The sequence below is a fragment of the Rhizobium sp. ARZ01 genome, from assembly GCF_014851675.1.
Classification (GTDB): Bacteria; Pseudomonadota; Alphaproteobacteria; order Rhizobiales; family Rhizobiaceae; genus Mycoplana.
In genome coordinates this window covers 1,139,798-1,160,316 of record NZ_JACVAE010000001.1, presented here as the reverse complement: position 1 = coordinate 1,160,316, position 20,519 = coordinate 1,139,798, and the positions used below count along the sequence as shown (strand labels likewise).

Below are 20,519 nucleotides of genomic sequence, written 5' to 3'. Positions count from 1 at the left end.
TGACCCGCCCCCTCCCTTGCGCCAGATCACCACCGAGCCTGCGCTCGCTCCTGCTTCTGCTTCTCGCTGTCGTGGTAGGCCTTGCTGACTACCTGCAGGTTGTCCTCATCCCAGAACAGACGCTCATCACCACGGTGCGGAACCTTGTGGTCAATCACCGGGCTATTGTCGGCAGGGTACTTGCCGATGCACAGCACGCCGGTCTGCTTGCATGTGAAATTGTCGCGCAGCAGGATCTTCTGCCGCAGCTTCCGCCAGCGCTCGGTCTTGTACCAGCTGCGCCATGATACGTTCTGGTCACGCTCACGAAGGCGGGCCTGCTCATCACCAGGCACTCGACCGATCCTCGGAGCCAACATCCCTATCCGTGGTTTGATGGTGGAGAGCCTGCCCATACCCTAGACACAACAAAGGCGACCTTTCCGGCCGCCTCGTCTGTCGTCTGGTCATAGCGGTAGCACTGGCCCCGACTCGGTGCCTCTATGCGAGGCTGTCAGGGAAGGGTCTGCCCGGCGTACCCACGTGGAGGTTTCCCTCTCTTGCGGCCCGATCTTGTGGGCGGCTCAAACGCTTGCTCAGGATCAGCAGATCATCCGATGGGATTTAAACTCACATTTTCACCAGCAGTGCAAGAGGCGTCGTGATCGAGGACCGCTTGCCGTTGATCTCCACTTCCACCACACCTTCAACGCCGACAGGCCGCATTCCGCGTACCAACACCATCTTGCGGATCCGGCTGATATGGCCGCTATAACCGACAAATGGTCCCTCATCGAAACGCACCCAGTCGCCCGCTGCGAAAGCCTCGGCATGGGCTTTGACATCGCTCCACTCACCCAGCAGCACCTTGAAACGATTCATGGTTTCATCGCGAATCCGATGAGGCTTTTCCGCCCCGCCAACGAAGTCATCAACGAACTTCACACGAAGCAAACCGGCAATCGCCGCCGGCGACGGAACGAACGAAACCATGATGTATCCCGGCAGTGCCGGACGGTCTGCGCAGTGCGCGACACGACCGCGACGAACCTTTTTCCCGCCCGGAATGAACGGCAAATAGGCGAGCACGCCGGCGGCGCGAAGCGTATTTTCCACAGCCTTTTCCTTGTTCGCGAACGTCTGGAGCACGAACCACACCCGCTCTCCGGACTGATTCGCCCCCGCCATCGAGAGCATGGAAGCGCTGATGGAACGGAGCGAAGTGCATCGGGCAAGCTCCTGCTCAATTCGCAGCTGGTCGACCTTGTCGCTGATTGTGAACCTATGCCGCATGTTCATCGCCTCGTACCTCTCTGAGCTTCACCGCAAAATCATCAATCGCCGCCTGGACGGCTGCGTCCGGATCAGTTTCCCAGCCATCCGCAACAGCCGGGAAATGCACCCACTCAGGCGGTCGCGTATCGTCGAGGAAGGGCCATCCGCGGCGCTCGTGTTCCCGCCGCCAAGCCGCATAGAGATCGCCGTCACGATGCACCTGGCGGAAGCCATCGGCGATCGGCAGCAGATCCGCCGGGCAAGGATAGCCCTTTGCATCCGCCGCCCGCTCGTGCATGGCGTTGACTACGGTCCAGCCGCTGCGGCGAACCTTGTCGCGATAAATCGCCTCGCTCGTCGTCTTTCCGGCCCGCACAAGGCTTTGCTCGAAAGCGGTCATGCTGGCGACAGGCCCATAGGCCTTGCGGTGCAGGTCGGAGAATCGTGCCGTCATCCAGAGCTTGCCGTAGGGGGCCGCCAGCTTCGGCCCGGCAGGCTGTTCCGGCTGATCGGAAACGGCCTGCCAGAGCTTTTCGCCGAAATAGGTCGCTGGTGCCGGCACATGGGTTTTCTTCTGCGCCTTCAGCAGCGCGAGCCAGGCGGAGAACTTGTCGGCCGCCTGCTGTCGTTCCTCGGCCGAGAGCTTCGTCCAAGCCATCTGCGCCGGCCGCTTCGGCATGCCGTCGAAGCCGGGCCAACCCTTCACCAGACGCCAGAAGGCCTTTTCGATGGCAGCAGCGCTTTCGGCAAGCTCGTCGGCACTTTCCTCGCTCCGATCATCCGAAGCCTCACGCCCGCCCTCTCTCAAACCCTGATTCTCAGTATTTGCTAGATATGAGTTATTACTATGTGCCGATTTTACCGGCGCCGGCAAAACCGGCGACGGCATTACCGGCGCCGGCAAATCAGTCTGCGGTAGAAATGCAACACTCTCTGGATCGGCCCCTGCGCCGGCCGCCTCTGCCCCGCGCGGCTCGTCGAAGATGACCAGAACGGACGAACCGAACTTGCCATCGTCACGCTGCTGTTCGCGCTCGGCATAGCCAATTTCGACCAGTTCGGCGATCATCTTGCGCGCCTTGTCGCGCCCGCAGCCGCCCTTCTTGACGATGTCACCCACGACAACGGTCCAGTTGTCCGGCTTCGACAGGAGATAGCCCAGCAGCCATCGGGCCTCCATCGAAAGCCTGGCATCCTCGAATACATGGTTAGGAATGGCCGCATAGCGCGCATTGCGAACGCCACGCCGGATTGTCGCCTCGCTCATGCCGACGCCCTCCGCATCTCGGAAAGTGCCTGCTCGCCCCACTGCTGCGCCATGGCGGTCGCAATACCCTTGAAGAAGCGCGAGCGCTCTCTCGCCCGGTTCGGGCCCGGCGGCATGCGATGCACCCGAGACCACGCCTTGTGTTCGTCTGTCCCGCTGCGCGGCGGCAACAGGCGATCCGTCGGCGTGAGCGGCTTCAGGTTGCGAATGTAGAGCCCGGTGGCCTTGAAGAACGGCTCTCCGAACCACCATGGCTGGACCGTTTGTGCCGGTGGCTGGAAATCGACGATGCGTTCTTTCGGATGCCGGTGCATAACGGGGTTCTCGATGGCGATGCGCTCGATCGGTGCATTCCAGAACGCCGAAAACAGCGCCGCCCCCTCGTCCAGCTCGCGCCACATCTGTTCGCGCGTCTTTCCGGGCGGCGGCGTCGATAGCCAACGCACTCCGGAATTGCAAAGCCTCGTGCAGGGCGGATGCGCCACGATCAGCAGATCCCAACCATCGTTTAGGATCTGTCGGGCGTCTCCAGTGATATGCCGGTTGCTGCCATTCTCCTTCGGCAGCAGATCGCAGGACCACGCATCGTAGCCCTCGGCGAGAAATGCGTTGCGCACCGTGCCAGAGAATTCGCATGCGACGAGGATGCGAAGGGAAGAACGGTCAGCCATGGACATCACCACCCTCCCGCTTCCAAACCCCGCCGAAGTCGACGACGACCCCGCGCACGGTGTCTTCGCTGCCAACGAAGACGGGCGGCTGCGAACGACCACTGAAAATGGAAACGTAGATCCGACCGGTGCGAGCAATCTCCGCTAGCTCGTCCGGCTCCAGTTGCCAGCACGAGACCGAGCAAAACCCATTGGTGAAGGTCGCCAGCTCCTGAACGTTCTCGGAGCCTTCCGGCGGCAACAGGCGCATGTTTGCGCCGTGGAAACTGACAGGATGAGCCATGTCACACCACCTCCAGCAACGCGAATTGCTCAAGGAAGGCGTGCTCTGCTTCTGCCGGCGTCCAAAATTGCAGTGTGATGCCGAGTTTCGGCCCCGGCTCGTGGTCCCATTTGAGCGGGCCGAGGTTTTGCGCTACCTCGTCGGCAAGAATGCGATCGTCCGCCCGTTTCAGCTCCGGCGGCATCGTGCTGTAGAGGCCAAACCGTTTGGCAACGACATCCATGATGCCGCTTTCGATCCCACGATAGTTCGTCAGGAATGGCTTGAGCGGCCTCGGCACGTCGAGAATGTAGGCTTCGCTGGCATCGTGCAGCAGCGCCCAGCGCGCCAGCATGCGCCCCTCCGGACGCAAGAAGCGCGAGAGCAGCACGCTGTGTTCCGCCACGCTGTAGAAGCGCAGGCAATGGCCGGCATACCGGCACTGCATCGACAGCGCATGCGCTATGTCGCGGATGTCGATATCGTCTTCCCGGGGATCGAGCGGATAGAACCGCTTGCCGGTGAAGGTCTGAATCCAGTCGCCGACACGGTCGTTCATACCATTTCCCCTTCCGGCGTCGCCGCCTCATATCCCCATGCGTCCCAGCCCAGCCGCGGCGCACGGCAGAACAGCTCCAACCGGGGAATGCCCGGATAAAGCCGCTCGATTGTTTCTGCGTAGAAGTCGGGCTTGGCCGAGTGCCGCCCCTTGGTTTCGCGGTGCACCGTCTCCGGCTGCGATCCCATCAGTGGCGCCGGCACGTCGCCGCGCCGGCCGATAAGCAAAAGCTCGTGCCGATCGCGACCCCAGTAGCCGGTGCCCGCGATTTCCTTGTCCCAGATCCAGTGATGAACGTAGGCAAATCCCCAGGAGGCCATGACACGCAGCGCATCCGGCAGCATCGGGTTCGTCGCCCAGAGAAAGAGCACCGCATCACGCCCGGCCGGCGAGCCGATCTTGTCGAACAGCGCGCAGATCTCGTCGGTCGGCATCGTCGGATAGTGGTTCTCCGCACTCTTCTCGCGGCCGGTCACTTCGGAACGCACAGCAAATTGCCAGGGCGGATCCGCATAGATGACGGGATACTTTTGGCCGATCACGCCCGCCGTCGCCTGTCCGGCGGTGGCGACCAGCGCCATGTGCCGCAACCGGCCCTCGTGACGGGTCTTCGCGCGTTTCGCCCGAATCTCCTTGGAGAGCTGCACGATCTTCTTTTCTTCCTCGCGAAGCACCTTTTCCTGCTCTTCGCGCTCCAGATGGCTGATCGCCTCGCCGGCATGGACGGAAATCCGGCCATCGCGGATTGCATCGGAAAGCGCCTCGACGCCGTTGTCGCGAACGCGCTTGGCGGCAGCCACCGCCCTTTCCGAGATCGAGAGCCGGCGGGCAGCCTCGCGGGTCTGCAAATTTGCAGGCCCGGCTGTCGTCTGATTGATGCCGCGCTCCCAGTCGACGACCCGCGCCGCCACCATGGCGCGCTGGCTTTCCGTCAGGTGGCGGCGATGCAGGTTGAGCGACAGCACGAAGCCGAGCGGATCGTTGCCGTCATATTCCTTCGTCCAGGCATCGATCCCGAGCAGCGCGCAGGCTGCCTCCCGGTTGCGGCCGTCGAGGATCTGCCCGTTGAGCAGCCAGACCGGCTCCTCCTGCCCGCGCATCTCGATGTCGTCGGCAAGCCTGCGCAGCTCATCTTCCGAAAGCATCGGAAAAAGGCCGGCGAGCGGATGATGGGGCAGCCGCACCGGCCCATCGGAGACCGGCACTGCAGCAGGTGCCGCCGAAGGCGAGGCAACGGCGAGATCGGCCGCCACCCGGCGCCCCTCGTCGGTCGGCCGCCAGAGAAAACCGTCCTGCTGATCGCGCGAAAGCAGCCCCTTGCTGTTCAGCTTGCGCGCCTTTGCCTGCTCGCTCTCGCCATCACACCGGTACTCACCGGCTTCAGTGGCGGACATCAGAATGCGGCGCTGTTCTTCACCAAGGGAAAGCGCCATCACAAAGCCCTCATCAGCCGATCGAGATAGGCGCGGCCCTTCTCGGTGAGATGCAGAACGTCATCATCGCGGCTGTCGAGACGAACCATGCCCGCCTCGATGCAGCGCCAGGCAATGGCGTCGGCATTGCGCTCGCATCGATAAGGACCATCCGCCGCGCGAACACGCCGCAGCAGCGCCACGCCGCGCAGGCCGATCGGTCCCGGCGGGATGTAAGCGCCGGGCCGTTCCTTGCCGGCATAGGGGATTTTCTGGACGGGAGCGCGCATCATGCAGCCACCTCCCCACAGAACCGGTTTCGGTCCTGCAGCGACCACCCCCTGCCCCAGATCGTGTCGATAGCCACGCCGAAAGGCTTCACCTTGCGACGCAGCTTGCAGATGAAGACATCGACGATCTTGGGCTCCGGTGCCTCGTCGACCCGGTCTGAGTACATGCTGAGGAGGATCGATTCGCGGGTGCAGAAATCACGCGATGCCAGATGCGCAAAGACCTTTGCCTCCGAGGAGGTCAGCAGCCATTCGACCGGCACCCGCACGCTGTCCGGGCACAGCGCGGACTCCAGCTGACGAATGCGCTCTCGCAGGATCTCGTTTTCGGAAATCAGGTCGGCGTCAGTCATGGCGCGCCTTTCTGCGGTTCATGAACAGCACCGAGGCGAGCGCCCGCCAGAGCGGCAACTTCCGCTCCGCTGCGAACCGCTTTGCCTCTGCTTCCAGCGTGGAAAGGCGGGACGAGATCAGAAGGGCGATACGATCGGCCTGCAACTCGCCCTTGTATTCGGCAGCATGAAGAAGATGCTCGACGGCCTTGATCAGGTCCGCTGATATCGGGCATGCCCCCCCCTGCACGCAGATCTCCAAAACCTTGCGAGCTCCTGCCGCGTGCCGCCGGTTGACCAATGCGCCGATCGTCGAGACAGCGATGGTTTCGCCCGGCCTGAACCGCGCCATCGGCGGCGGGTTCTTCAGGATCGTTACCCCGGCCCGTTGGCAGACCTGCGCAATCGTCATCGCATCTTCGTCACCGGCCTCGACGAGCGCTGTATGCAGCTGCGTCGGTGTTACCTGGATGCGATCGCGGTTGTGGCGGACGAAGGCGCCGGCCCGGTTCTTGCGCTCGACAGCCCGCACGACGAGAACCGGGATCTGCGCGATACCGCCATGGGTCACGGCGCCGATCGCGGTATGCTGACCGTCGATCACTTCGAGCGCGCCACCGACATCGACGACGACTGGCGGCTTGAACGCGCTCCAGTCCCACTGCGACACGATCTTGCGGATGAGGCGAACGGAACGCTCGGAAAGCGCCCGCTGGTAGCTTTCGTCGACAACAAGCGTTCTCGGATCGACATGGCGGATCTCCGGCATCCAGTCCGGAACAGGTGCCGGCGCAATGTCCGGCAGGCTGAGGGCGTCGATCGACCGCATCACTCACCCTCCCCGCCGACGACGGAGAGCCGAGCAACGGCGCCCTGCCGTGCCTTCACCGACGCAAGCGAGCTGCGGAGGTTGGCAGAGGCCGCATCCAGCGCCGAAGCAATCCGGTCGACTGTCGTCGCCTCGGCCGGCGTGATCCGCCCATCCTCCATCGCCAACGCCATCGCGTTCATCAGCTCAGACGCCTGCCGCATGACCTCCGCATGGCTCGTCAGAACCGAGACATCAGCGGCGCGCTCCTGGTTGGGATCAGTCAGGCGGCGCCCGTTCGCCTCGGCCATGACGGCAGTGACGAACGGGCGCTGGCATTCGGCTTCCAGCGTGATGATCGCCGGCAGGGGCATCAGCGTCGGATCGTTTGGGTCGAACCAGCGGCCAACATTCGATTTCGAATAGCCGCATTTTTCCGCCGTGCGCATCACACCGCCGCAGGCTTCCACCAGGTCGCGCTGCGCTGCTTTCAGGCGGTACATCGTTGCATCGCTCATGCTGTCCTCCGGACAAGAAAATGCCTTTCCCGCCCCGGGAAATCCGGGCGGGTTTTCCCGTGGCGGGAAGGGTCCAAAACTGTGAAAACTCAGGGCCTCAGATCACGGAGGCCCGCATGCCAATCGAAATAGAAAACGGAAACGCCCGGCGGGCATCGAGGTCCGCCGCCCGCCGGGCTCGGGGCACCGCACGGCACGGGTTTGCGTGCGGATTCGGAATGGAGAAGAATGGGCCGGAGCGGCGGGCTGTTCCCTCCGGCTCCGGCACCAGGTGGCAAGGCAAGCGCGGGGAAGTTCGCGCCAGAGGGGAACGCCTTGCAGAAACAGGATGTGCGAAAAGACCGCGCTCATTCGGCGGCCTCCGGCACCCCGAAGAATTCGGGCAACAGTACGTGACGGGAGATTCCGGTTACACGCTCGATTTCGATCGCGCGCTTCGGAGTTACGTTTCCACGCTCCCAGCGAAGCACGGTCGACTTGTCAACGGCGGGCGTGAACAGCTGTCCGAATGCCTCAAGGGACATTCGGTCATGCTTTTCGCGGTACTTGGCTATCTCCGAAGCGTACGTCATGCCGACTTAAGTTGCATAAGTTGCAACTTTTGGCAAGGCGACATGATGCATTTTAGTATAACGAAATCTAAGTCTGCTTTGGATAAAGTTGCATCATGAGCAACATCGAAACGATTCACGCCACAAAGACGCCGACCCGCATCCATTTCATCGTCGAATGGGCGGAAAAGCGAAACCTGTCGCAAGCCGACATCGTGCGCGAGATCGGAGCAGACAAGGGCCTGGTCTCACGTTGGTTCAAGGGCATTGTCCCGAAGACTGACTACCTTGAACGACTTGCAGCCTTGTTCGACACCGATGTCCACGGCCTGTTTCGGCATCCGGACGAGGATTGGCTGGCACGCTTCTTTGCCGGAAAAAGCAACGAACAGCGGGAGCAGGCCATCGAGATGCTAAAGGTCCTCTTTAAGGACCTAGGAAAGACCGGCACGGATAATTGACCCGTGCCGATCTGAGGCATCTACCGCACATCGACACTTTCCAGAAATCCAAGGGCTGAGCCGATCATCGGGCCGACGAGCGCATAATCCCCCTCCTGCTCTGCATCAACAGCCAACCGCAATGCAGCTATCGCTGCAGCACGACAACGTGCAGGCATACGCCAGTCGGCAATCCTCTGCCGAGGCGGCTCGTAGGAGGTCGCGGCATAGGTGTCACGCCCCTTGTCATCATCCGGTGCATTTTCCACGAAGTCCAAAAGCGCCAGCCGATAGGCCGCAATTGACACCATGAGCGGATCCGCGTCCTGCCCGCTTTTCCGACCACACACCATTGTCGGCCCCGAACGTTCGCAACAATCGCACACCTCCTCATCCATGCTATTTCCTCAACTCTTGAACTGCCGGCGAGAGCCTCATGCCATGCGCCGAACGCCAGGACGGTAACACCCTCGCACCGCGTGACGTGAGCTTCTCTTTTGCCATCCTATCCAAATGCTTAGCGTCACCTAATGCAAGGCCAAACGCCATTGGTGTGTCATTCGTGCGGCATATCGGAGAAGTAGCTTTTGTGCCATTGGTGCGCCATGGCTCGCGACGATCTCCATTTCAGATTGCGGATACCCGACGACCTCAAGGCAAGGATCGCGGGCGCAGCTGAAGAGAATCGAAGATCCATGACGGCGGAGATCCTTGCCCGCCTCGATGCCTCCTTTGACGCGCCGACGATCAACGCGCCGACCGACCTCAAGCAGCTCATCACCGATGTAGTCTGCGAAGTCCTTGCAGCGCAGCGACAAGGCCAGCACCAGCAGGGCGAATAGCCACTCGCGACCGCTAGAAACGAGAGCGGCGCCGCCATTCCAAATCTGACATTCGTCATACCCATAAGGGCGATCTTCGCCCTTGCTCGGATATCGTGCAACAAATAAGTTGCATAACGTGCAATTTTTCGATTTGACGAAAGTTGCATGCTGTGCAACTCTTGGCGTCGTTCCGGCCGCGAAAGGGCCGCCGTCACTCCTCCTCCCAGGCGGCGGCCCACCTTCCCGGTCCTTCTCACCCGAACGATGGAGAACGACGATGCTCACCCCCTCCCAGAAACGCCGCACTTCCGAAATGGCCCGCGCCATGCGCGAGCATGGCGACGGCTGCAACGCCGACCATCTCCGGCTGAAGGGCTTCACCCAGCACGAAATCGACACGCTGGGCACCTTTGCCACGGAAGAGGCCAACGCCACCTTCGCCCGCGCCGCCTGATCGGAGGCTGCCATGCACCAGGCACCCCGCGACTTTGCCGAATGCCCCCGCAGCATCGCCCGTGATCTTGCCCGCCTTCGCGCTGACAGGCGCCGGCAGCTGATCATCGGCCTCCTTGGCGGCGCGGGGTGCGCCTTCATCACCGCAACGCTTCTCTTCTCCTTTTTCTGGTGAACCCGATGCGCCAGCCCCGCTTCCCCCGATACCCGATCGAGCAGATCGACGCCGACTGGTCGAATATCGACCGGCGGCGCGCCGCCATCGCCCGCGCCGACCGCATCTGCAATCTGGTCGTCTACCTGCTCGTGCCGACCGTCGCGATCGCCACCATCCTCCTTTCCATCCGCTGGAGCTGACCCGATGTCTCACATCACCATCACGCTCGATGCTGCCACCGAGGCGCGCTATCGCCAGATAGCCGAAGAACTCGATCGACGCGTCGAGGACCTTGCCGAGCTGGCGGTTGCCGAAGCCGCGCGCGAGTTTTTCGCCCGCCGCCAGGATGACCCGGCGATCGGCATGGGCGTCCTGCATCCGCTCCTCTTTCCGGCGGAGCTGCACGCATGAGCACCGCCATTCAATTCGGCGCCCACAAGGAAGCCTACGTCCCGCCGGCCTTTGAGCCGGAAATTCGCAACCGCATTCTCGCCGGAACCAGAGTGGCAGCGATTGCCGCGGAATTCGGCGCCGACGAAACGCGCCTGCGGAACTACGTCTATAAGCGCATCAAAGGCTGGCGTGCCCAGGGCGCCGCCCCTGCCACCGTAACCGCCAACGCGAAGCCGTCCGCCCGCGGGATCACCGTCTACAGGCCGTTCGTGGGCAAGAGCGGCAACATGGTGATGAAGCCGATCCGGCTTGCCTACGTGACGATGCACGCCCGCGCCCTTGAGGAGAGCCGCCGCCATGGCTGACGCGCTCGCGACCTTCCGCGTCCATTTCCACGACGGCACCAGCTTGGACATCGAGGCCGGAAACAGCCTCGTCGCCGAGGCCCGCGCCCGAAGGGAACGCCCCGGCGCCTTCGTGAAAGAGGTCAAGATCCAGATAGCTCGCGAAAGCATGGCCACCGCCGCAGCATCGATTGAAGGCGGCGCAGATGAGTAGTCAGTCGGGCAGCACGCCGGTGAAGTTTACGATCATCCAGCCGATCATAACGAACGTGACCAGAGCGTATCCAACGCGGTTTTCGTCGTTGGAGGTCCGCAGACGGTTGGAGCGTGGATCGATAAGCCGCCACTTCCAAGCAATGGCGAGGATCAGGACCAGCGCGGCGAAGAAAACGTATAGCCTCATTCTGTGCCCTCCAGATCGTTTTTCCAACATCGCTGACCGAAGCTTAAGAACCGGTTTCCACGGGATCGCAGAAGCCGCCCTATTCACGAAGGGCGGCGCAGAATGAGCATCACCCTCTGGAAACCCGAACCGGATCTTCTCGTGCACCAGGCTCTTGGCAAAGCATGCGAGGAAGCGTCCGAACTTTCGAATATCCTCGCGCGCTGCCTTATCCAGGGCTTGAACCAAAACGAGCCGGTGAGTGGGAAGCCGAATCGTCAGGCCCTGTTCGAAGAGATCGCCGACCTCGACGCGGCTATCCAGTGGCTGCGCGAGCTCGTCAACGACGAATATGACGGCGCGCGCGCAGATCGGAAGCTCAACGGCTTCCGGCGCTGGCAGCGCATGCTTGAAGAGGACGCCACAGCATCGAAAGGCGGTGCAGAATGAGTACTCACCTGCTGAAACAATGGGCCTCCGATCCTTCACTTTCGGCCGAGGACAGTCAATTGCTGCGTCAATCGGCCGATCAGATCGACGCGCTCGGCGACAGGGTTCTCGATCTCAAGCAGGCCTGCCAGGACATGATTTCTATCATCGTCCGCCACCTAGGCGATGACCTGCACTACCCGTCAGACGCGGAAGCTCTGGCAAAGGCGAAGAAGCTCGTCCGGTGGGAAGAGCATCCGGACGCCACAGCACCATCAGGAGTTTCCGACAATGGCTGAGAACTCAGGCATTTCATGGACGACGCATACGTGGAACCCATGGATGGGCTGCACGAAGGTCTCTCCGGCCTGCGATGGCTGCTATGCCGAAGCCTTGATGGACAAGCGGTACAACAAGGTGCAGTGGGGCAACGCTCCACGCGTCCGGACCAAGGCACATACCTGGAACGATCCGCTACGCTGGCAGCGCCAGGCCGGGAAGGATGGCACCCGGCCGTTCGTTTTCTGCGCCAGCCTCGCCGATGTTTTCGACAACCAGGTCGATCCGCAGTGGCGTTCTGATGCCTTCGATGTGATGCGGAAGACGCCGAACCTCGTCTATCTCCTGCTGACCAAGCGTCCACAGAACATCATCAAACTGGCCGAAGCTGCTGGCGGGCTGCCGCGCAACGCGGCGATCGGCACCACGATCGAGGATCAAAAGCGCGCCGACATCAACGTGCCGGCACTGCTCAAAGCCAAGCATGCAACACACCCGCTATTCGCGTTCGTCAGCTGCGAGCCGCTGCTCGGGCCGATCAATCTGCATGAGTGGCTGCTCGGCTTCGGCGCCGGTAACCCTGCGCATTGCGCGGCTTGCGACAAGGGGCACGGCTTCGACCGCTGCCCTAACTACGGCAAGGTGTCGAAGCAGCGGACGGAATATCGTGAAGGCAAGGTCACCTGTGAGAGCTTCGTGCACGATCCGCTCACGGCGGCCGGCATCGACTGGGTCATTGCCGGCGGCGAGACGGACCAGGGCGAGCACAAGGCCCGCCCGTCCCATCCCGATTGGTTTCGCGACCTTCGCGACGACTGCGACCGGGCGGGCGTGCCATTCCATATGAAGCAGTGGGGCGAGTGGACGCCAGGCGAGAACGTGCCGCACACGGTACGCGGCCGCAGACCGTCGGCGCATTACTTCAATGACGAGTGGGATATCGGGTCGACCAACATGCGCGATCCGGAAGACGGCTGGATGGATGAACCCGACGTCTACCGCATCGGGAAGAAACTCACCGGCCGACTGATCGACGGCGTCTTGCACGCCGACTTCCCGCATCTTTCCCTCATCGTAGCGAAAGGTGGCGCTGATGCTTAAGATCACGCCCGAAAACACGATCATCGATATTCCCGACCTGAACCGGTTTCGGATCGGCGATCATGTCATTGCTGACGCCTGCGCGGCCTTTGACCGCCACGAAGGCATTGTAGTCGGCATCGAGCTGCAACGCCTCCACGGCTCCAGTTATCTCGCGCCAAGCATCACCCTCTTGCACGGCGGATATCTGACGGACGGTTTCAAGCCGGGCGACCTCCGCAAGGTGGAGGCCTCAGAACCCGCCGCGTCGTCGCAGCACGCTTTCGTGCCGCACCCGAAATATCCGTGGTTCTGCCGAGATTGCGGATACGCACCTCACGAGGCGTTGAAGCATAAGCAGCCTGGCGACCGCGCAGCCCCCACGGAACCAAATGGAGCCTGAAATGCCGGAGCAACAGGAACTTGAGAACCTTTATCGCGCCATTGCCGACCGGACGCCGCACGGCGAGCTGCTGCAAATGATGTACGACATCTTCGGCGAATGGGCGGATCTGCGCCCCCCCGTCAGCGAGGCAAGGCTGGCACGTCTGTGCAACACGGAAGTCACCGCCGATGCGTGATGCCTGGTTCAACATACACCGCTCGGCGCTCGCGCCGGCCTTCGCCCGCGTCTCGGCGGCAGTCGACCACAAGAGCAAGATCCCGATCCTCGCGCATGTTCTGTTTGAGGCAGGCGCCGGCGCCCTTCGGCTTCGCGCCACTGATCTCGATCTGCAGATCGATGCGGAGTGCGAGTTGATGAACCTGAGCGACGAGGCTTCGTTTGCCGTGCCGGCGAAACTACTGGGCGATATCCTGCGCGAGCTTCCCGAATCCGCCGAGATCGCCTTCGGTCCCGGCCGCCATCGCGACCAGGTTGGCATCAGGGCGGGCCGCTCGTCCTTTTCCATCCCCGTTCTCCCAGCATCCGACTTCCCGGAGATGCGTGGACGCGTCGATTTGGGCTGGACAGAGATCGATGGTGCTCGCCTTTCGGATGCGCTGGCGAAGACGAGCTACGCGCTCAACAAGAATGACGACCGCGTCTACCTGACAGGTTATTGCCTCCATGCCGACGAGGCGGGATCTGGCATGGTCGTTGTCGCCACGGACGGCTTGAGCCTCGCGCGCATCGAACTGGCTGGCTGCGGCTGCCCGAGCTTCCCGCCGGTGCGCAACACCTATCCGCATATCATCCTGCCGCCAGCGGGCGCAGAGCCAGCGCGCAAACTGCTCGACGGCGCGAAAGTCGGGGCGAGGATTGCCATCACGGGCGAGATCTTCGCAGTCGCCTATGACGGCGTCGAGATCAGCTCGAAACTGATCGACGGCATTTTCCCGCAGTATGACATGGTTATTCCTGAGCGAACGGATTTGACGGCGGTACTGCCGCGCGAGGCCGTCGCGGCTGCGGTCAAGCGCGTGTGCGCAATGGTGGACGACGCCAAGCACGACGGCGTTCGGCTCGTCGCCCAGGGCGACACCATCAAGGTTGACCTGATGACAGCACTCGGCGGATTTGCGGAGGATTTCGTGCCCGGCGAGATCCAAGTGCCGAACAACTTCACCATCGCGCATCAGGCCACGCGCCTCGAAAAGACGCTCGGCGCAATACGCTCTGTCGATGTGGAGCTGATGGTGCGTGACGCGTCGACGGCACTCGTCATCCGTCCACTTGGCAACAACGCTGAAACCTACGTCGTAAGCGCCATGCGTCCACGCCAGGTAGCGGATTAACGCCATGGATCAAAATGACCGACCTCATGAAAACTGAGCTCTCGACCGCTCGCCGAACCTTTGCTGATGCAGCCGCCAGCCACATCGAGCACGGAGGCGAAGCACGTTATCTTGCACGCATCATCGCCCATTTTGGCGATAGACCCCTCGTGGAGATCTGCCCTTTCGACATCAAGCAGATGGCCAAGGCACTTTACCCTGAAGGCTCAAATGCCACATTGAACAGGCAGGCCCTTTCCCCGGCCCGCGCCGTGATGGTTCACGCCTATGAACGTGGATGGTGCGATTATCTGCGCATCCGGCGCTTCCGCGAAGATAGTCCGAAGCGTCGAGATCCGGCCTCACCCACATGGCTGCACACATTTGCGCGTCAGTGCATGCAGGACGGGCACCCGCGCCTCGCGGCGATGGTACTGTTCATGGCGACGACAGGCGCTCGCGTCACCGAGGCCATCAACCTGCGCTGGCGTGATGTCGATCTGCGCCAGAGGAGAGCGCTGCTCGTCAAGACAAAGACGGATCGCAATTCCTTGCGCTCCCTGACCGGAGAAGTCGCAAGCCGCATGATGGATTTTCAGGAGAATGCAAAACCGGGAGACCGCGTTTTCGGCTATGCGCACAGGCAGTCGGTCAATGCTCGCATCCGCACGATATGCGCTCGCGCTGGCATTTCCTACAAGCCAAGCCACACCTGCGGCCGGCATAGCTTCGCAAACAATGCGCTCGATCTGGGGCTTGACATCAGGAGCGTCATGCATGCCGGCAACTGGCGCAGCCTAGCCGTTTTCCTCGGCATCTACGTGCGCCCGCACCCAAACGCTAGCCGGATCGTCGCCGAACGCTTCGGACAATACCAGTACGGCACGGAAATTTGAGGCCAATCATGGATCTGATCGCCGCCAAGTCTCTGTTGCCCGAGATCCGCGAAGTGAGCGGCCTCGCAAGCGGCGAATGGTGCGAGAGCTACGACCTCAAGAACCAGCGCGCCGAGGTCTGCACCCGCGATCACCGCTCCGGCGAGGTCGAGCCGATCGCGATCCTCCTGCCCGACTGCAGCTATGACAATCGGCGCCTGATGCGATCCGCCCCGGTCCACATCGCAGCGCTGCTGACGCTCCTGGACGAGGCCTTCCGTGTGATCCGCGAGTTGCAGCCGAAGCCTGCCAAGGCAAAGGACCACGCCGCCGAATGCGCCATGAAGTGCGCCAACGATCGCGCCTTCCGCCGCTTCCTGCAGGAGCGCCACGGCGCTGACATCGCCGACACGGAGCGGGTCAAGACCCGCGTCCGCAGCATCCTCGCCATCCAGTCGATGGCCGAGCTGAACAGCGACGAAAACGCCCGCCAGCGCTGGAAGTCGCTGCGGGCGGAATTCGATAACTGGCGGAGGGGTTGATGAACACGCGTGCACCCCGCCAGGAAATATCCTTGGAACGAATCGAGAAGATGCTTTTGATTTGCGCAGAACTGGTCGACCGGCGCGGCCCGATCGCGCAACCGCTGCTGGACCGCCTCGAGCGTGAGTATCTCGCAGCCAAGGAGCGCGGCACTGCGGTCGATCGCATCCGCAAGCTGATCGGCACCAACTGAGCTTTTCCGGCGAGCCAAATGGCGAGCCATTTGGACTACTTTTTGGTTACATTTTGGCTACATTGCCAATTTTACAACTTCAAAACACTGCCTCAACACATTGTAATAAAAGCATCTAGTCCAAGATCACTCTAAGGAGCCAGCTCCGGCCCGGGGAGCCAAATTCAGAAGGGCTGCGCGTCAATCGCGCGGCCCTTTTTCGTTTCCGATCAACGTTCTATTGCGAATTGCTGTCGGCTTCCATTTTCCGACCGATTACTCCCACGATTGCCGCCACTGGTGACCGGAGCATAACATCCATACTCCACGCCACATTACCGCTCCTCTGAAGCCGAGCGTTGCAAGGTCCTCATGATCACCCCCTCGCCCCGTTGTCGTCTGGTTCCGAAGGGACCTGCGCCTGGCTTCGGAGAGCTTTCGCCTTCAACGGTCTGGCATGCTGCACGGACAAGACACGGCGAGCAGGCGACGGACGGCCCCGTCACATACCGGAAGGAATTGGCGTGGCGCGATTTCTCCTACCATCTGTTTTTTCATCATCCGAAACTTGCCAGCGAAAATCTGGACCGACGTTTCGATGCTTTCGAATGGCATGACGACGAGGTCCGCTTTACTGCCTGGACACGGGGACAGACCGGCTACCCGATCGTCGATGCCGGCATGCGCCAGCTTGGGGCGCAAGGCTACATGCACAATCGAGTCCGGATGATTGCGGCGTCTTTTCTGATCAAGGACCTGCTTGTCGACTGGCGGCGCGGAATGGACTGGTTCCGCGACACGCTCCTCTCGATACCGACCCCGCCTCGAATGCGGCCCGTTGGCAATGGGTTGCCGGTTGCGGGGCGAACGCTGCACCCTTCTTTCGCATCTTCAACCCCACGCTTCAGGGCGAGAAGAACGATCCCGAGGGTCTCTGTGTGAAGAGGTTCGTTCCGGAAATTTCGCAATTGCCGCCGAAGTACATACATAGCCCCTGCAACGCGCCCGCTCCAGTACTTCAAGAAGCCGGAATCCGGCTCGGTGCCGACTACCCCACGCCGATCGTCGATCATTACCGCCCGAGACCGGGACTTGGAAGCTTTCGGCCGCATCAAGGCTCCACTCGACAAGAGAAATGACAAAAGGCTCATTGCAAGGGCGAAATTTTGCCTCCGGAAAGCCGAGACGAGGAACGGAATTCCTTGCAAACCATTGCTTGCGGTCCGAAAAGTCGCCGCCTAATCTAGATGCAAAGCGTGAGGTTCGCAGGCCATGGCTATTCTCCCTTCGGTGTTGGACGCAATCGGCAATACGCCGCTGATCCGGCTGAAAGGCGCGTCCGAGGCGACCGGCTGCACGATCCTCGGCAAGGCCGAATTCCTCAATCCCGGCCAGTCGGTGAAGGACCGCGCGGCGCTATGGATCATCCGCGCGGCCGAAAAGGCCGGCCAGTTGCGGCCGGGCGGCGTGATCGTCGAGGGAACCGCCGGAAACACCGGCATCGGCCTTGCGATGGTCGCTCAGGCACTTGGCTACCGCACGGTGATCGTCATCCCGGAAACGCAGAGCCAGGAAAAGAAGGACGCGCTGAAGCTGCTCGGCGCCGAACTCGTCGAAGTGCCCGCCGTTCCCTACAAGAACCCGAACAACTACGTGAAGCTTTCCGGCCGTCTGGCCGAAGAGCTCGCGAAGACGGAGCCGAACGGGGCGATCTGGGCCAATCAGTTCGACAATGTCGCAAATCGCGACGCGCATATCGCCACGACCGCTCCCGAGATCTGGCGCGACACTGATGGCAAGGTCGACGGCTTCGTCTGCGCGGTCGGCTCGGGGGGCACACTCGCTGGCGTGGCGGCCGGCCTTCGCGCCAAAAAACCGGACGTCAAGATCGGTATTGCGGATCCCGAAGGCGCTTCCCTCCACAACTATTATGCGCATGGCGAGCTGAAGGCCTCCGGCAGCTCGATCACGGAGGGTATCGGCCAGGGCCGGATCACGGCGAACCTCGAAGGCTTCACGCCGGACTTTTCCTACCAGATCCCCGATTCCGAGGCGATCCCGTTCGTCTTCGATCTGATCGACCACGAAGGCCTGTGTGTCGGCGGGTCGACCGGCATCAACATCGCCGGCGCGATCCGGCTGGCGAAGGACCTCGGCCCCGGGCATACGATCGTGACGATCCTCTGCGACTATGGTAACCGCTACCAGTCCAAACTCTTCAATCCGGACTTCCTCGATTCGAAAGGCCTGCCTTCACCGGCATGGCTGACGAAGACATCGGGGATCAAAGTCCCTTACCAGGCCGTTGATTGATCCATGACGAAGCCCGTTACCCCGCTCTTTCGTGACGATTTCTATCTTTCGACGGCTGAGGCGGTGGTGACGGCGGTTCACGAGGACGGCGGCATCGAACTCGACCAGACCTGCTTCTATGCGACATCCGGCGGACAGCCGGGCGATACCGGTTTCTTTGAGCGCGCCGATGGCAGCAGGATCGCGCTCGGCCCGACCGTCCACGGGCCAACGAAGGACATCATCATTCACCGCCCGATCGAGGGCGTCGCCCTGCCGATCGTCGGCGAAAAGCTGGTACTGCACATCGACTGGCCGCGTCGCTATCGACTGATGCGCATGCACACCGCCTGCCACCTCTTGTCCGTCGTCTGCCCCTTCCCGATCACGGGGGCGGCGGTCGGCGAGGAGGAAAGCCGTGTCGATTTCGACATGACCGAGACCATAGACCGGGACGAAGTCACCGCGAAGCTGATGCAACTGGTGACGGAAAACCACCCCGTCTATGTGCAATGGATCACTGATGCGGAACTTGCAGCCAATCCGGGCATTGTGAAATCGAAGAATGTCCGTCCGCCGATGGGCATGGGACGCGTCAGCCTGGTCTGCATCGGCGAAGAATCCGCGATCGACAGCCAGCCCTGCGGCGGCACGCACGTTTCCGAAACACAGGAAGTTGGTGCGATCCACATCTCGAAGATCGAGAAAAAAGGCAAGGAAAACCGCCGCTTCCGCATCCAGTTCGGCTCGCCTTCATCGGCGGCTTAAGGAGAAACACTCGTGACCGCCGCCAGAAGCAAATTTGTCGTGACGCCCGACTGGGTACAAAAACAGATCGGCGCGCCGGAATTCAGGATCGTCGATGCATCCTGGTATCTTCCCGCGCAAAATCGCAACGGAGCGGCCGAGTATGCCACCGGCCACATCCCAGGCGCCGTCTTCTTCGACCAGGACGCGATCGCCGATCACTCGACCGGTCTGCCGCACAGTATCCCCTCGCCTGAGGAGTTCGCGCTTGCCGTCGAAAAGCTCGGCATCTCCGACACCGACACGATCGTCGTCTATGACGGTCCCGGCATCTTCACCGCGCCACGGGTCTGGTGGCTGTTCCGCACCATGGGCGCGAAGAGCGTCTACGTCATGGACGGTGGCCTCGACGGCTGGAAGAAGGAAGGTAGGCCACTCGAAACGGATCTTCCGGAGCCCGCGCCGGGACACTTCCGCCCGCAATTCAATACCGCAGCCGTGACGTCGTTCGACGAGATGCACGGTATAGTGTCGTCCGGATCGCGCCAGATCGCCGACGCCCGCGGGGCCGGGCGCTTCACCGGCGAGGAACCCGAACCGCGCGCTGGCATGCGCTCGGGGCATATGCCCGGCGCGCGCAGCATGCCATCAGGCGTCTTCTCTGTCGACGGCAGGCTCAAGGACCTGGATGCGCTCAAAGCCACGTTCGAAAACGCAGGCATCGACCTGAATGCACCTGTCGTGACCACCTGTGGCTCCGGCCTCACGGCAGCGATCATCACGCTCGCTCTTCATTCCCTCGGCCACGAGAACAATGCGCTCTATGACGGCTCCTGGTCTGAATGGGGCGGCCGAAGCGACACGCCAGTGGTGACCGGACGAGACTGACACCATGGCACCGCGCGGACGGCCGGCAGCGATACCGGTTCACATTACCGAATTGCGCATGAGCGCCCCACCGAAGCAAAGCCTTCCCGTGCCGGTCAATATCCAGACCGCCATCATGCGCGTGCCGAACATCCCGCCAGCGTTCTACCGTTTTCTCTACACCCAGGTCGGTCGACGCTGGCAATGGGTGGAGCGACTGCGGATGGACGACGAAACGCTTGCAGCGATTCTCAATGATAAGCGCACCAATGTGACGGTGCTCTATGTCGACGGTGCGCCTGCCGGGTTCTTCGAGCTTTTCCAGCGCGATACTGAATCGATGGAGCTTGTGCATTTCGGTCTGTTCGAGCACGCACTTGGGCTCGGCCTTGGCAAATGGTTCCTGCTCCAGACACTCTATGCCGCCTGGGCAGCCGACCCGACGTCGCTGTCGGTCACCACAAACAATCTCGATCACCCACGCGCGCTGCAGTTGTACCAGATGTTCGGGTTTTCGCCCGTCAGCACCCGGGAGGCGACAATCCTTCCGCTTTCCGAGGCGGAGCTGCTGGAACTCGCCCGCCGCGCGTGACGGCAAAAGT

At 61.9% G+C, this 20,519-nt stretch carries 35 protein-coding genes and 1 pseudogene; 22 read left to right on the top strand and 14 right to left on the bottom strand.

Annotated features, from left to right (window positions below; all coding sequences use genetic code 11):
* Positions 1-26 precede the first annotated feature (26 nt).
* The 12 genes from IB238_RS05590 to IB238_RS05535 all read right to left on the bottom strand — a co-directional run bounded on the left by IB238_RS05590 (position 27) and on the right by IB238_RS05535 (position 7,897).
* Positions 27-335: an HNH endonuclease gene (locus tag IB238_RS05590; RefSeq protein ID WP_348648198.1), complete on the bottom strand. Its 309-nt coding sequence runs from the start codon at positions 333-335 to the stop codon at positions 27-29.
* Positions 336-609: 274 nt separating this feature from the next.
* Complete coding sequence (locus IB238_RS05585; protein ID WP_192244310.1) at positions 610-1,278, bottom strand: transcription termination/antitermination NusG family protein; 669 nt, start codon at positions 1,276-1,278, stop codon at positions 610-612.
* Positions 1,262-2,521 (bottom strand): helix-turn-helix domain-containing protein, encoded by a 1,260-nt coding sequence (locus tag IB238_RS05580; RefSeq protein ID WP_192244308.1) that lies wholly within the window; start codon positions 2,519-2,521, stop codon positions 1,262-1,264. The genes IB238_RS05585 and IB238_RS05580 overlap by 17 nt, the downstream gene beginning before the upstream one ends.
* Positions 2,518-3,192 carry a hypothetical protein gene (locus IB238_RS05575; RefSeq protein WP_192244306.1) on the bottom strand — a complete coding sequence of 225 codons (675 nt, stop codon included), beginning with the start codon at positions 3,190-3,192 and terminating at the stop codon, positions 2,518-2,520. Before IB238_RS05575 ends, IB238_RS05580 begins: the two co-directional genes overlap by 4 nt.
* A complete protein-coding gene (locus IB238_RS05570; RefSeq protein ID WP_192244290.1) occupies positions 3,185-3,475 on the bottom strand; it encodes a hypothetical protein in 291 nt (96 codons plus the stop codon). Before IB238_RS05570 ends, IB238_RS05575 begins: the two co-directional genes overlap by 8 nt.
* 1 nt (position 3,476) lies before the next feature.
* On the bottom strand, positions 3,477-4,013 hold the full coding sequence (locus IB238_RS05565) for a phosphohydrolase (protein ID WP_192244288.1): 537 nt from the start codon (positions 4,011-4,013) through the stop codon (positions 3,477-3,479).
* Complete coding sequence (locus IB238_RS05560) at positions 4,010-5,407, bottom strand: MT-A70 family methyltransferase (RefSeq protein ID WP_246723593.1); 1,398 nt, start codon at positions 5,405-5,407, stop codon at positions 4,010-4,012. The genes IB238_RS05565 and IB238_RS05560 overlap by 4 nt, the downstream gene beginning before the upstream one ends.
* Before the next feature lie 38 nt (positions 5,408-5,445).
* Positions 5,446-5,718, bottom strand: coding sequence for a hypothetical protein (locus IB238_RS05555; RefSeq protein ID WP_192244284.1), 273 nt, complete (start codon positions 5,716-5,718; stop codon positions 5,446-5,448).
* Entirely contained in the window at positions 5,715-6,068 is a 354-nt protein-coding gene (locus tag IB238_RS05550) for a helix-turn-helix domain-containing protein (RefSeq protein ID WP_192244282.1), read from the bottom strand. Before IB238_RS05550 ends, IB238_RS05555 begins: the two co-directional genes overlap by 4 nt.
* On the bottom strand, positions 6,061-6,876 hold the full coding sequence (locus IB238_RS05545) for a DUF6551 family protein (protein WP_246723483.1): 816 nt from the start codon (positions 6,874-6,876) through the stop codon (positions 6,061-6,063). Before IB238_RS05545 ends, IB238_RS05550 begins: the two co-directional genes overlap by 8 nt.
* The gene (locus tag IB238_RS05540; protein WP_192244280.1) at positions 6,876-7,373 is read right to left on the bottom strand and encodes a phage regulatory CII family protein; all 498 of its coding nucleotides are present in this window, start codon (positions 7,371-7,373) and stop codon (positions 6,876-6,878) included. The genes IB238_RS05545 and IB238_RS05540 overlap by 1 nt, the downstream gene beginning before the upstream one ends.
* A gap of 347 nt (positions 7,374-7,720) precedes the next feature.
* Positions 7,721-7,897 (bottom strand): hypothetical protein, encoded by a 177-nt coding sequence (locus tag IB238_RS05535; protein ID WP_246723482.1) that lies wholly within the window; start codon positions 7,895-7,897, stop codon positions 7,721-7,723.
* Between the two features lie 143 nt (positions 7,898-8,040).
* Here IB238_RS05535 and IB238_RS05530 point away from each other — a divergent pair, with 143 nt between their 5' ends.
* Complete coding sequence (locus IB238_RS05530) at positions 8,041-8,385, top strand: helix-turn-helix transcriptional regulator (RefSeq protein ID WP_192244276.1); 345 nt, start codon at positions 8,041-8,043, stop codon at positions 8,383-8,385.
* A gap of 20 nt (positions 8,386-8,405) precedes the next feature.
* Here IB238_RS05530 and IB238_RS05525 read toward each other — a convergent pair whose 3' ends face one another.
* Entirely contained in the window at positions 8,406-8,762 is a 357-nt protein-coding gene (locus IB238_RS05525; RefSeq protein ID WP_192244274.1) for a hypothetical protein, read from the bottom strand.
* A gap of 207 nt (positions 8,763-8,969) precedes the next feature.
* On the opposite strand from IB238_RS05525, the gene IB238_RS24910 reads away from it, so the two are divergent.
* The 7 genes from IB238_RS24910 (at position 8,970) to IB238_RS05490 (ending at position 10,749) form a co-directional block, all read left to right on the top strand.
* Entirely contained in the window at positions 8,970-9,206 is a 237-nt protein-coding gene (locus IB238_RS24910) for an Arc family DNA-binding protein (protein ID WP_192244272.1), read from the top strand.
* A gap of 259 nt (positions 9,207-9,465) precedes the next feature.
* A complete protein-coding gene (locus tag IB238_RS05515; protein ID WP_192244270.1) occupies positions 9,466-9,642 on the top strand; it encodes a hypothetical protein in 177 nt (58 codons plus the stop codon).
* A gap of 12 nt (positions 9,643-9,654) precedes the next feature.
* Positions 9,655-9,816 carry a hypothetical protein gene (locus tag IB238_RS05510; RefSeq protein WP_192244268.1) on the top strand — a complete coding sequence of 54 codons (162 nt, stop codon included), beginning with the start codon at positions 9,655-9,657 and terminating at the stop codon, positions 9,814-9,816.
* Positions 9,817-9,821: 5 nt separating this feature from the next.
* Positions 9,822-9,998 carry a hypothetical protein gene (locus IB238_RS05505; RefSeq protein ID WP_192244266.1) on the top strand — a complete coding sequence of 59 codons (177 nt, stop codon included), beginning with the start codon at positions 9,822-9,824 and terminating at the stop codon, positions 9,996-9,998.
* A 4-nt stretch (positions 9,999-10,002) separates the two neighbouring features.
* Positions 10,003-10,209, top strand: a complete 207-nt coding sequence (locus tag IB238_RS05500; protein WP_192244264.1) for a hypothetical protein — start codon at positions 10,003-10,005, stop codon at positions 10,207-10,209.
* Entirely contained in the window at positions 10,206-10,556 is a 351-nt protein-coding gene (locus tag IB238_RS05495; RefSeq protein WP_192244262.1) for a hypothetical protein, read from the top strand. Before IB238_RS05500 ends, IB238_RS05495 begins: the two co-directional genes overlap by 4 nt.
* The gene (locus tag IB238_RS05490; RefSeq protein ID WP_192244261.1) at positions 10,549-10,749 is read left to right on the top strand and encodes a hypothetical protein; all 201 of its coding nucleotides are present in this window, start codon (positions 10,549-10,551) and stop codon (positions 10,747-10,749) included. Before IB238_RS05495 ends, IB238_RS05490 begins: the two co-directional genes overlap by 8 nt.
* On the opposite strand, the gene IB238_RS05485 is transcribed toward IB238_RS05490, so the two are convergent.
* Positions 10,750-10,938: a hypothetical protein gene (locus tag IB238_RS05485; RefSeq protein ID WP_192244259.1), complete on the bottom strand. Its 189-nt coding sequence runs from the start codon at positions 10,936-10,938 to the stop codon at positions 10,750-10,752. It lies immediately after the preceding gene.
* Between the two features lie 102 nt (positions 10,939-11,040).
* On the opposite strand from IB238_RS05485, the gene IB238_RS05480 reads away from it, so the two are divergent.
* The 14 genes and pseudogenes from IB238_RS05480 to IB238_RS24345 all read left to right on the top strand — a co-directional run bounded on the left by IB238_RS05480 (position 11,041) and on the right by IB238_RS24345 (position 20,509).
* Positions 11,041-11,367, top strand: coding sequence for a hypothetical protein (locus tag IB238_RS05480; RefSeq protein WP_192244257.1), 327 nt, complete (start codon positions 11,041-11,043; stop codon positions 11,365-11,367).
* Entirely contained in the window at positions 11,364-11,645 is a 282-nt protein-coding gene (locus IB238_RS05475; protein WP_192244255.1) for a hypothetical protein, read from the top strand. Before IB238_RS05480 ends, IB238_RS05475 begins: the two co-directional genes overlap by 4 nt.
* The gene (locus IB238_RS05470) at positions 11,638-12,726 is read left to right on the top strand and encodes a phage Gp37/Gp68 family protein (RefSeq protein ID WP_192244254.1); all 1,089 of its coding nucleotides are present in this window, start codon (positions 11,638-11,640) and stop codon (positions 12,724-12,726) included. The genes IB238_RS05475 and IB238_RS05470 overlap by 8 nt, the downstream gene beginning before the upstream one ends.
* Complete coding sequence (locus IB238_RS05465) at positions 12,710-13,108, top strand: hypothetical protein (RefSeq protein ID WP_192244252.1); 399 nt, start codon at positions 12,710-12,712, stop codon at positions 13,106-13,108. The genes IB238_RS05470 and IB238_RS05465 overlap by 17 nt, the downstream gene beginning before the upstream one ends.
* Position 13,109: 1 nt before the next feature.
* A complete protein-coding gene (locus tag IB238_RS05460) occupies positions 13,110-13,286 on the top strand; it encodes a hypothetical protein (protein WP_192244250.1) in 177 nt (58 codons plus the stop codon).
* Positions 13,279-14,442 carry a DNA polymerase III subunit beta gene (gene dnaN / locus IB238_RS05455; RefSeq protein WP_192244248.1) on the top strand — a complete coding sequence of 388 codons (1,164 nt, stop codon included), beginning with the start codon at positions 13,279-13,281 and terminating at the stop codon, positions 14,440-14,442. The genes IB238_RS05460 and dnaN overlap by 8 nt, the downstream gene beginning before the upstream one ends.
* A 26-nt stretch (positions 14,443-14,468) precedes the next feature.
* Complete coding sequence (locus IB238_RS05450; protein WP_192244246.1) at positions 14,469-15,317, top strand: tyrosine-type recombinase/integrase; 849 nt, start codon at positions 14,469-14,471, stop codon at positions 15,315-15,317.
* An 8-nt stretch (positions 15,318-15,325) separates the two neighbouring features.
* On the top strand, positions 15,326-15,838 hold the full coding sequence (locus IB238_RS05445) for a hypothetical protein (protein ID WP_192244244.1): 513 nt from the start codon (positions 15,326-15,328) through the stop codon (positions 15,836-15,838).
* Positions 15,838-16,032 (top strand): hypothetical protein, encoded by a 195-nt coding sequence (locus tag IB238_RS05440; RefSeq protein ID WP_192244242.1) that lies wholly within the window; start codon positions 15,838-15,840, stop codon positions 16,030-16,032. The genes IB238_RS05445 and IB238_RS05440 overlap by 1 nt, the downstream gene beginning before the upstream one ends.
* 480 nt (positions 16,033-16,512) lie before the next feature.
* A pseudogene (locus tag IB238_RS05435) lies at positions 16,513-17,150 on the top strand (FAD-binding domain-containing protein); the annotation flags it as partial.
* A gap of 133 nt (positions 17,151-17,283) precedes the next feature.
* Positions 17,284-18,324, top strand: a complete 1,041-nt coding sequence (locus IB238_RS05430) for a cysteine synthase A (protein WP_192244240.1) — start codon at positions 17,284-17,286, stop codon at positions 18,322-18,324.
* 3 nt (positions 18,325-18,327) lie between these two features.
* Positions 18,328-19,071, top strand: a complete 744-nt coding sequence (locus IB238_RS05425) for an alanyl-tRNA editing protein (protein WP_192244238.1) — start codon at positions 18,328-18,330, stop codon at positions 19,069-19,071.
* A 12-nt stretch (positions 19,072-19,083) separates the two neighbouring features.
* Positions 19,084-19,938, top strand: coding sequence for a 3-mercaptopyruvate sulfurtransferase (sseA, locus tag IB238_RS24350; protein ID WP_348648197.1), 855 nt, complete (start codon positions 19,084-19,086; stop codon positions 19,936-19,938).
* Positions 19,939-19,942: 4 nt separating this feature from the next.
* Complete coding sequence (locus IB238_RS24345) at positions 19,943-20,509, top strand: GNAT family N-acetyltransferase (RefSeq protein WP_246723481.1); 567 nt, start codon at positions 19,943-19,945, stop codon at positions 20,507-20,509.
* Positions 20,510-20,519: the final 10 nt, after the last annotated feature.

Bases quoted from the DNA above. Each gene is read 5' to 3' on its own strand.
- IB238_RS05580 (WP_192244308.1), bottom strand. From the start codon at position 2,521: ATGAGCGAGGCGACAATCCGGCGTGGCGTTCGCAATGCGCGCTATGCG.
- IB238_RS05460 (WP_192244250.1), top strand. From the start codon at position 13,110: ATGCCGGAGCAACAGGAACTTGAGAACCTTTATCGCGCCATTGCCGAC.
- IB238_RS05485 (WP_192244259.1), bottom strand. From the start codon at position 10,938: ATGAGGCTATACGTTTTCTTCGCCGCGCTGGTCCTGATCCTCGCCATT.
- IB238_RS05475 (WP_192244255.1), top strand. From the start codon at position 11,364: ATGAGTACTCACCTGCTGAAACAATGGGCCTCCGATCCTTCACTTTCG.
- IB238_RS05585 (WP_192244310.1), bottom strand. From the start codon at position 1,278: ATGAACATGCGGCATAGGTTCACAATCAGCGACAAGGTCGACCAGCTG.
- IB238_RS24345 (WP_246723481.1), top strand. From the start codon at position 19,943: ATGGCACCGCGCGGACGGCCGGCAGCGATACCGGTTCACATTACCGAA.
- IB238_RS05575 (WP_192244306.1), bottom strand. From the start codon at position 3,192: ATGGCTGACCGTTCTTCCCTTCGCATCCTCGTCGCATGCGAATTCTCT.
- IB238_RS05570 (WP_192244290.1), bottom strand. From the start codon at position 3,475: ATGGCTCATCCTGTCAGTTTCCACGGCGCAAACATGCGCCTGTTGCCG.
- IB238_RS05525 (WP_192244274.1), bottom strand. From the start codon at position 8,762: ATGGATGAGGAGGTGTGCGATTGTTGCGAACGTTCGGGGCCGACAATG.
- IB238_RS05535 (WP_246723482.1), bottom strand. From the start codon at position 7,897: ATGTCCCTTGAGGCATTCGGACAGCTGTTCACGCCCGCCGTTGACAAG.
- IB238_RS05480 (WP_192244257.1), top strand. From the start codon at position 11,041: ATGAGCATCACCCTCTGGAAACCCGAACCGGATCTTCTCGTGCACCAG.
- IB238_RS05545 (WP_246723483.1), bottom strand. From the start codon at position 6,876: ATGCGGTCGATCGACGCCCTCAGCCTGCCGGACATTGCGCCGGCACCT.
- IB238_RS05560 (WP_246723593.1), bottom strand. From the start codon at position 5,407: ATGTCCGCCACTGAAGCCGGTGAGTACCGGTGTGATGGCGAGAGCGAG.
- IB238_RS05540 (WP_192244280.1), bottom strand. From the start codon at position 7,373: ATGAGCGATGCAACGATGTACCGCCTGAAAGCAGCGCAGCGCGACCTG.
- IB238_RS05430 (WP_192244240.1), top strand. From the start codon at position 17,284: ATGGCTATTCTCCCTTCGGTGTTGGACGCAATCGGCAATACGCCGCTG.
- IB238_RS05445 (WP_192244244.1), top strand. From the start codon at position 15,326: ATGGATCTGATCGCCGCCAAGTCTCTGTTGCCCGAGATCCGCGAAGTG.
- IB238_RS05550 (WP_192244282.1), bottom strand. From the start codon at position 6,068: ATGACTGACGCCGACCTGATTTCCGAAAACGAGATCCTGCGAGAGCGC.
- IB238_RS05505 (WP_192244266.1), top strand. From the start codon at position 9,822: ATGCGCCAGCCCCGCTTCCCCCGATACCCGATCGAGCAGATCGACGCC.
- IB238_RS05500 (WP_192244264.1), top strand. From the start codon at position 10,003: ATGTCTCACATCACCATCACGCTCGATGCTGCCACCGAGGCGCGCTAT.
- IB238_RS05565 (WP_192244288.1), bottom strand. From the start codon at position 4,013: ATGAACGACCGTGTCGGCGACTGGATTCAGACCTTCACCGGCAAGCGG.
- dnaN (WP_192244248.1), top strand. From the start codon at position 13,279: ATGCGTGATGCCTGGTTCAACATACACCGCTCGGCGCTCGCGCCGGCC.
- IB238_RS05490 (WP_192244261.1), top strand. From the start codon at position 10,549: ATGGCTGACGCGCTCGCGACCTTCCGCGTCCATTTCCACGACGGCACC.
- IB238_RS05530 (WP_192244276.1), top strand. From the start codon at position 8,041: ATGAGCAACATCGAAACGATTCACGCCACAAAGACGCCGACCCGCATC.
- IB238_RS05470 (WP_192244254.1), top strand. From the start codon at position 11,638: ATGGCTGAGAACTCAGGCATTTCATGGACGACGCATACGTGGAACCCA.
- IB238_RS05515 (WP_192244270.1), top strand. From the start codon at position 9,466: ATGCTCACCCCCTCCCAGAAACGCCGCACTTCCGAAATGGCCCGCGCC.
- IB238_RS05450 (WP_192244246.1), top strand. From the start codon at position 14,469: ATGAAAACTGAGCTCTCGACCGCTCGCCGAACCTTTGCTGATGCAGCC.
- IB238_RS05440 (WP_192244242.1), top strand. From the start codon at position 15,838: ATGAACACGCGTGCACCCCGCCAGGAAATATCCTTGGAACGAATCGAG.
- IB238_RS24910 (WP_192244272.1), top strand. From the start codon at position 8,970: ATGGCTCGCGACGATCTCCATTTCAGATTGCGGATACCCGACGACCTC.
- IB238_RS05495 (WP_192244262.1), top strand. From the start codon at position 10,206: ATGAGCACCGCCATTCAATTCGGCGCCCACAAGGAAGCCTACGTCCCG.
- IB238_RS05425 (WP_192244238.1), top strand. From the start codon at position 18,328: ATGACGAAGCCCGTTACCCCGCTCTTTCGTGACGATTTCTATCTTTCG.
- IB238_RS05510 (WP_192244268.1), top strand. From the start codon at position 9,655: ATGCACCAGGCACCCCGCGACTTTGCCGAATGCCCCCGCAGCATCGCC.
- IB238_RS05555 (WP_192244284.1), bottom strand. From the start codon at position 5,718: ATGATGCGCGCTCCCGTCCAGAAAATCCCCTATGCCGGCAAGGAACGG.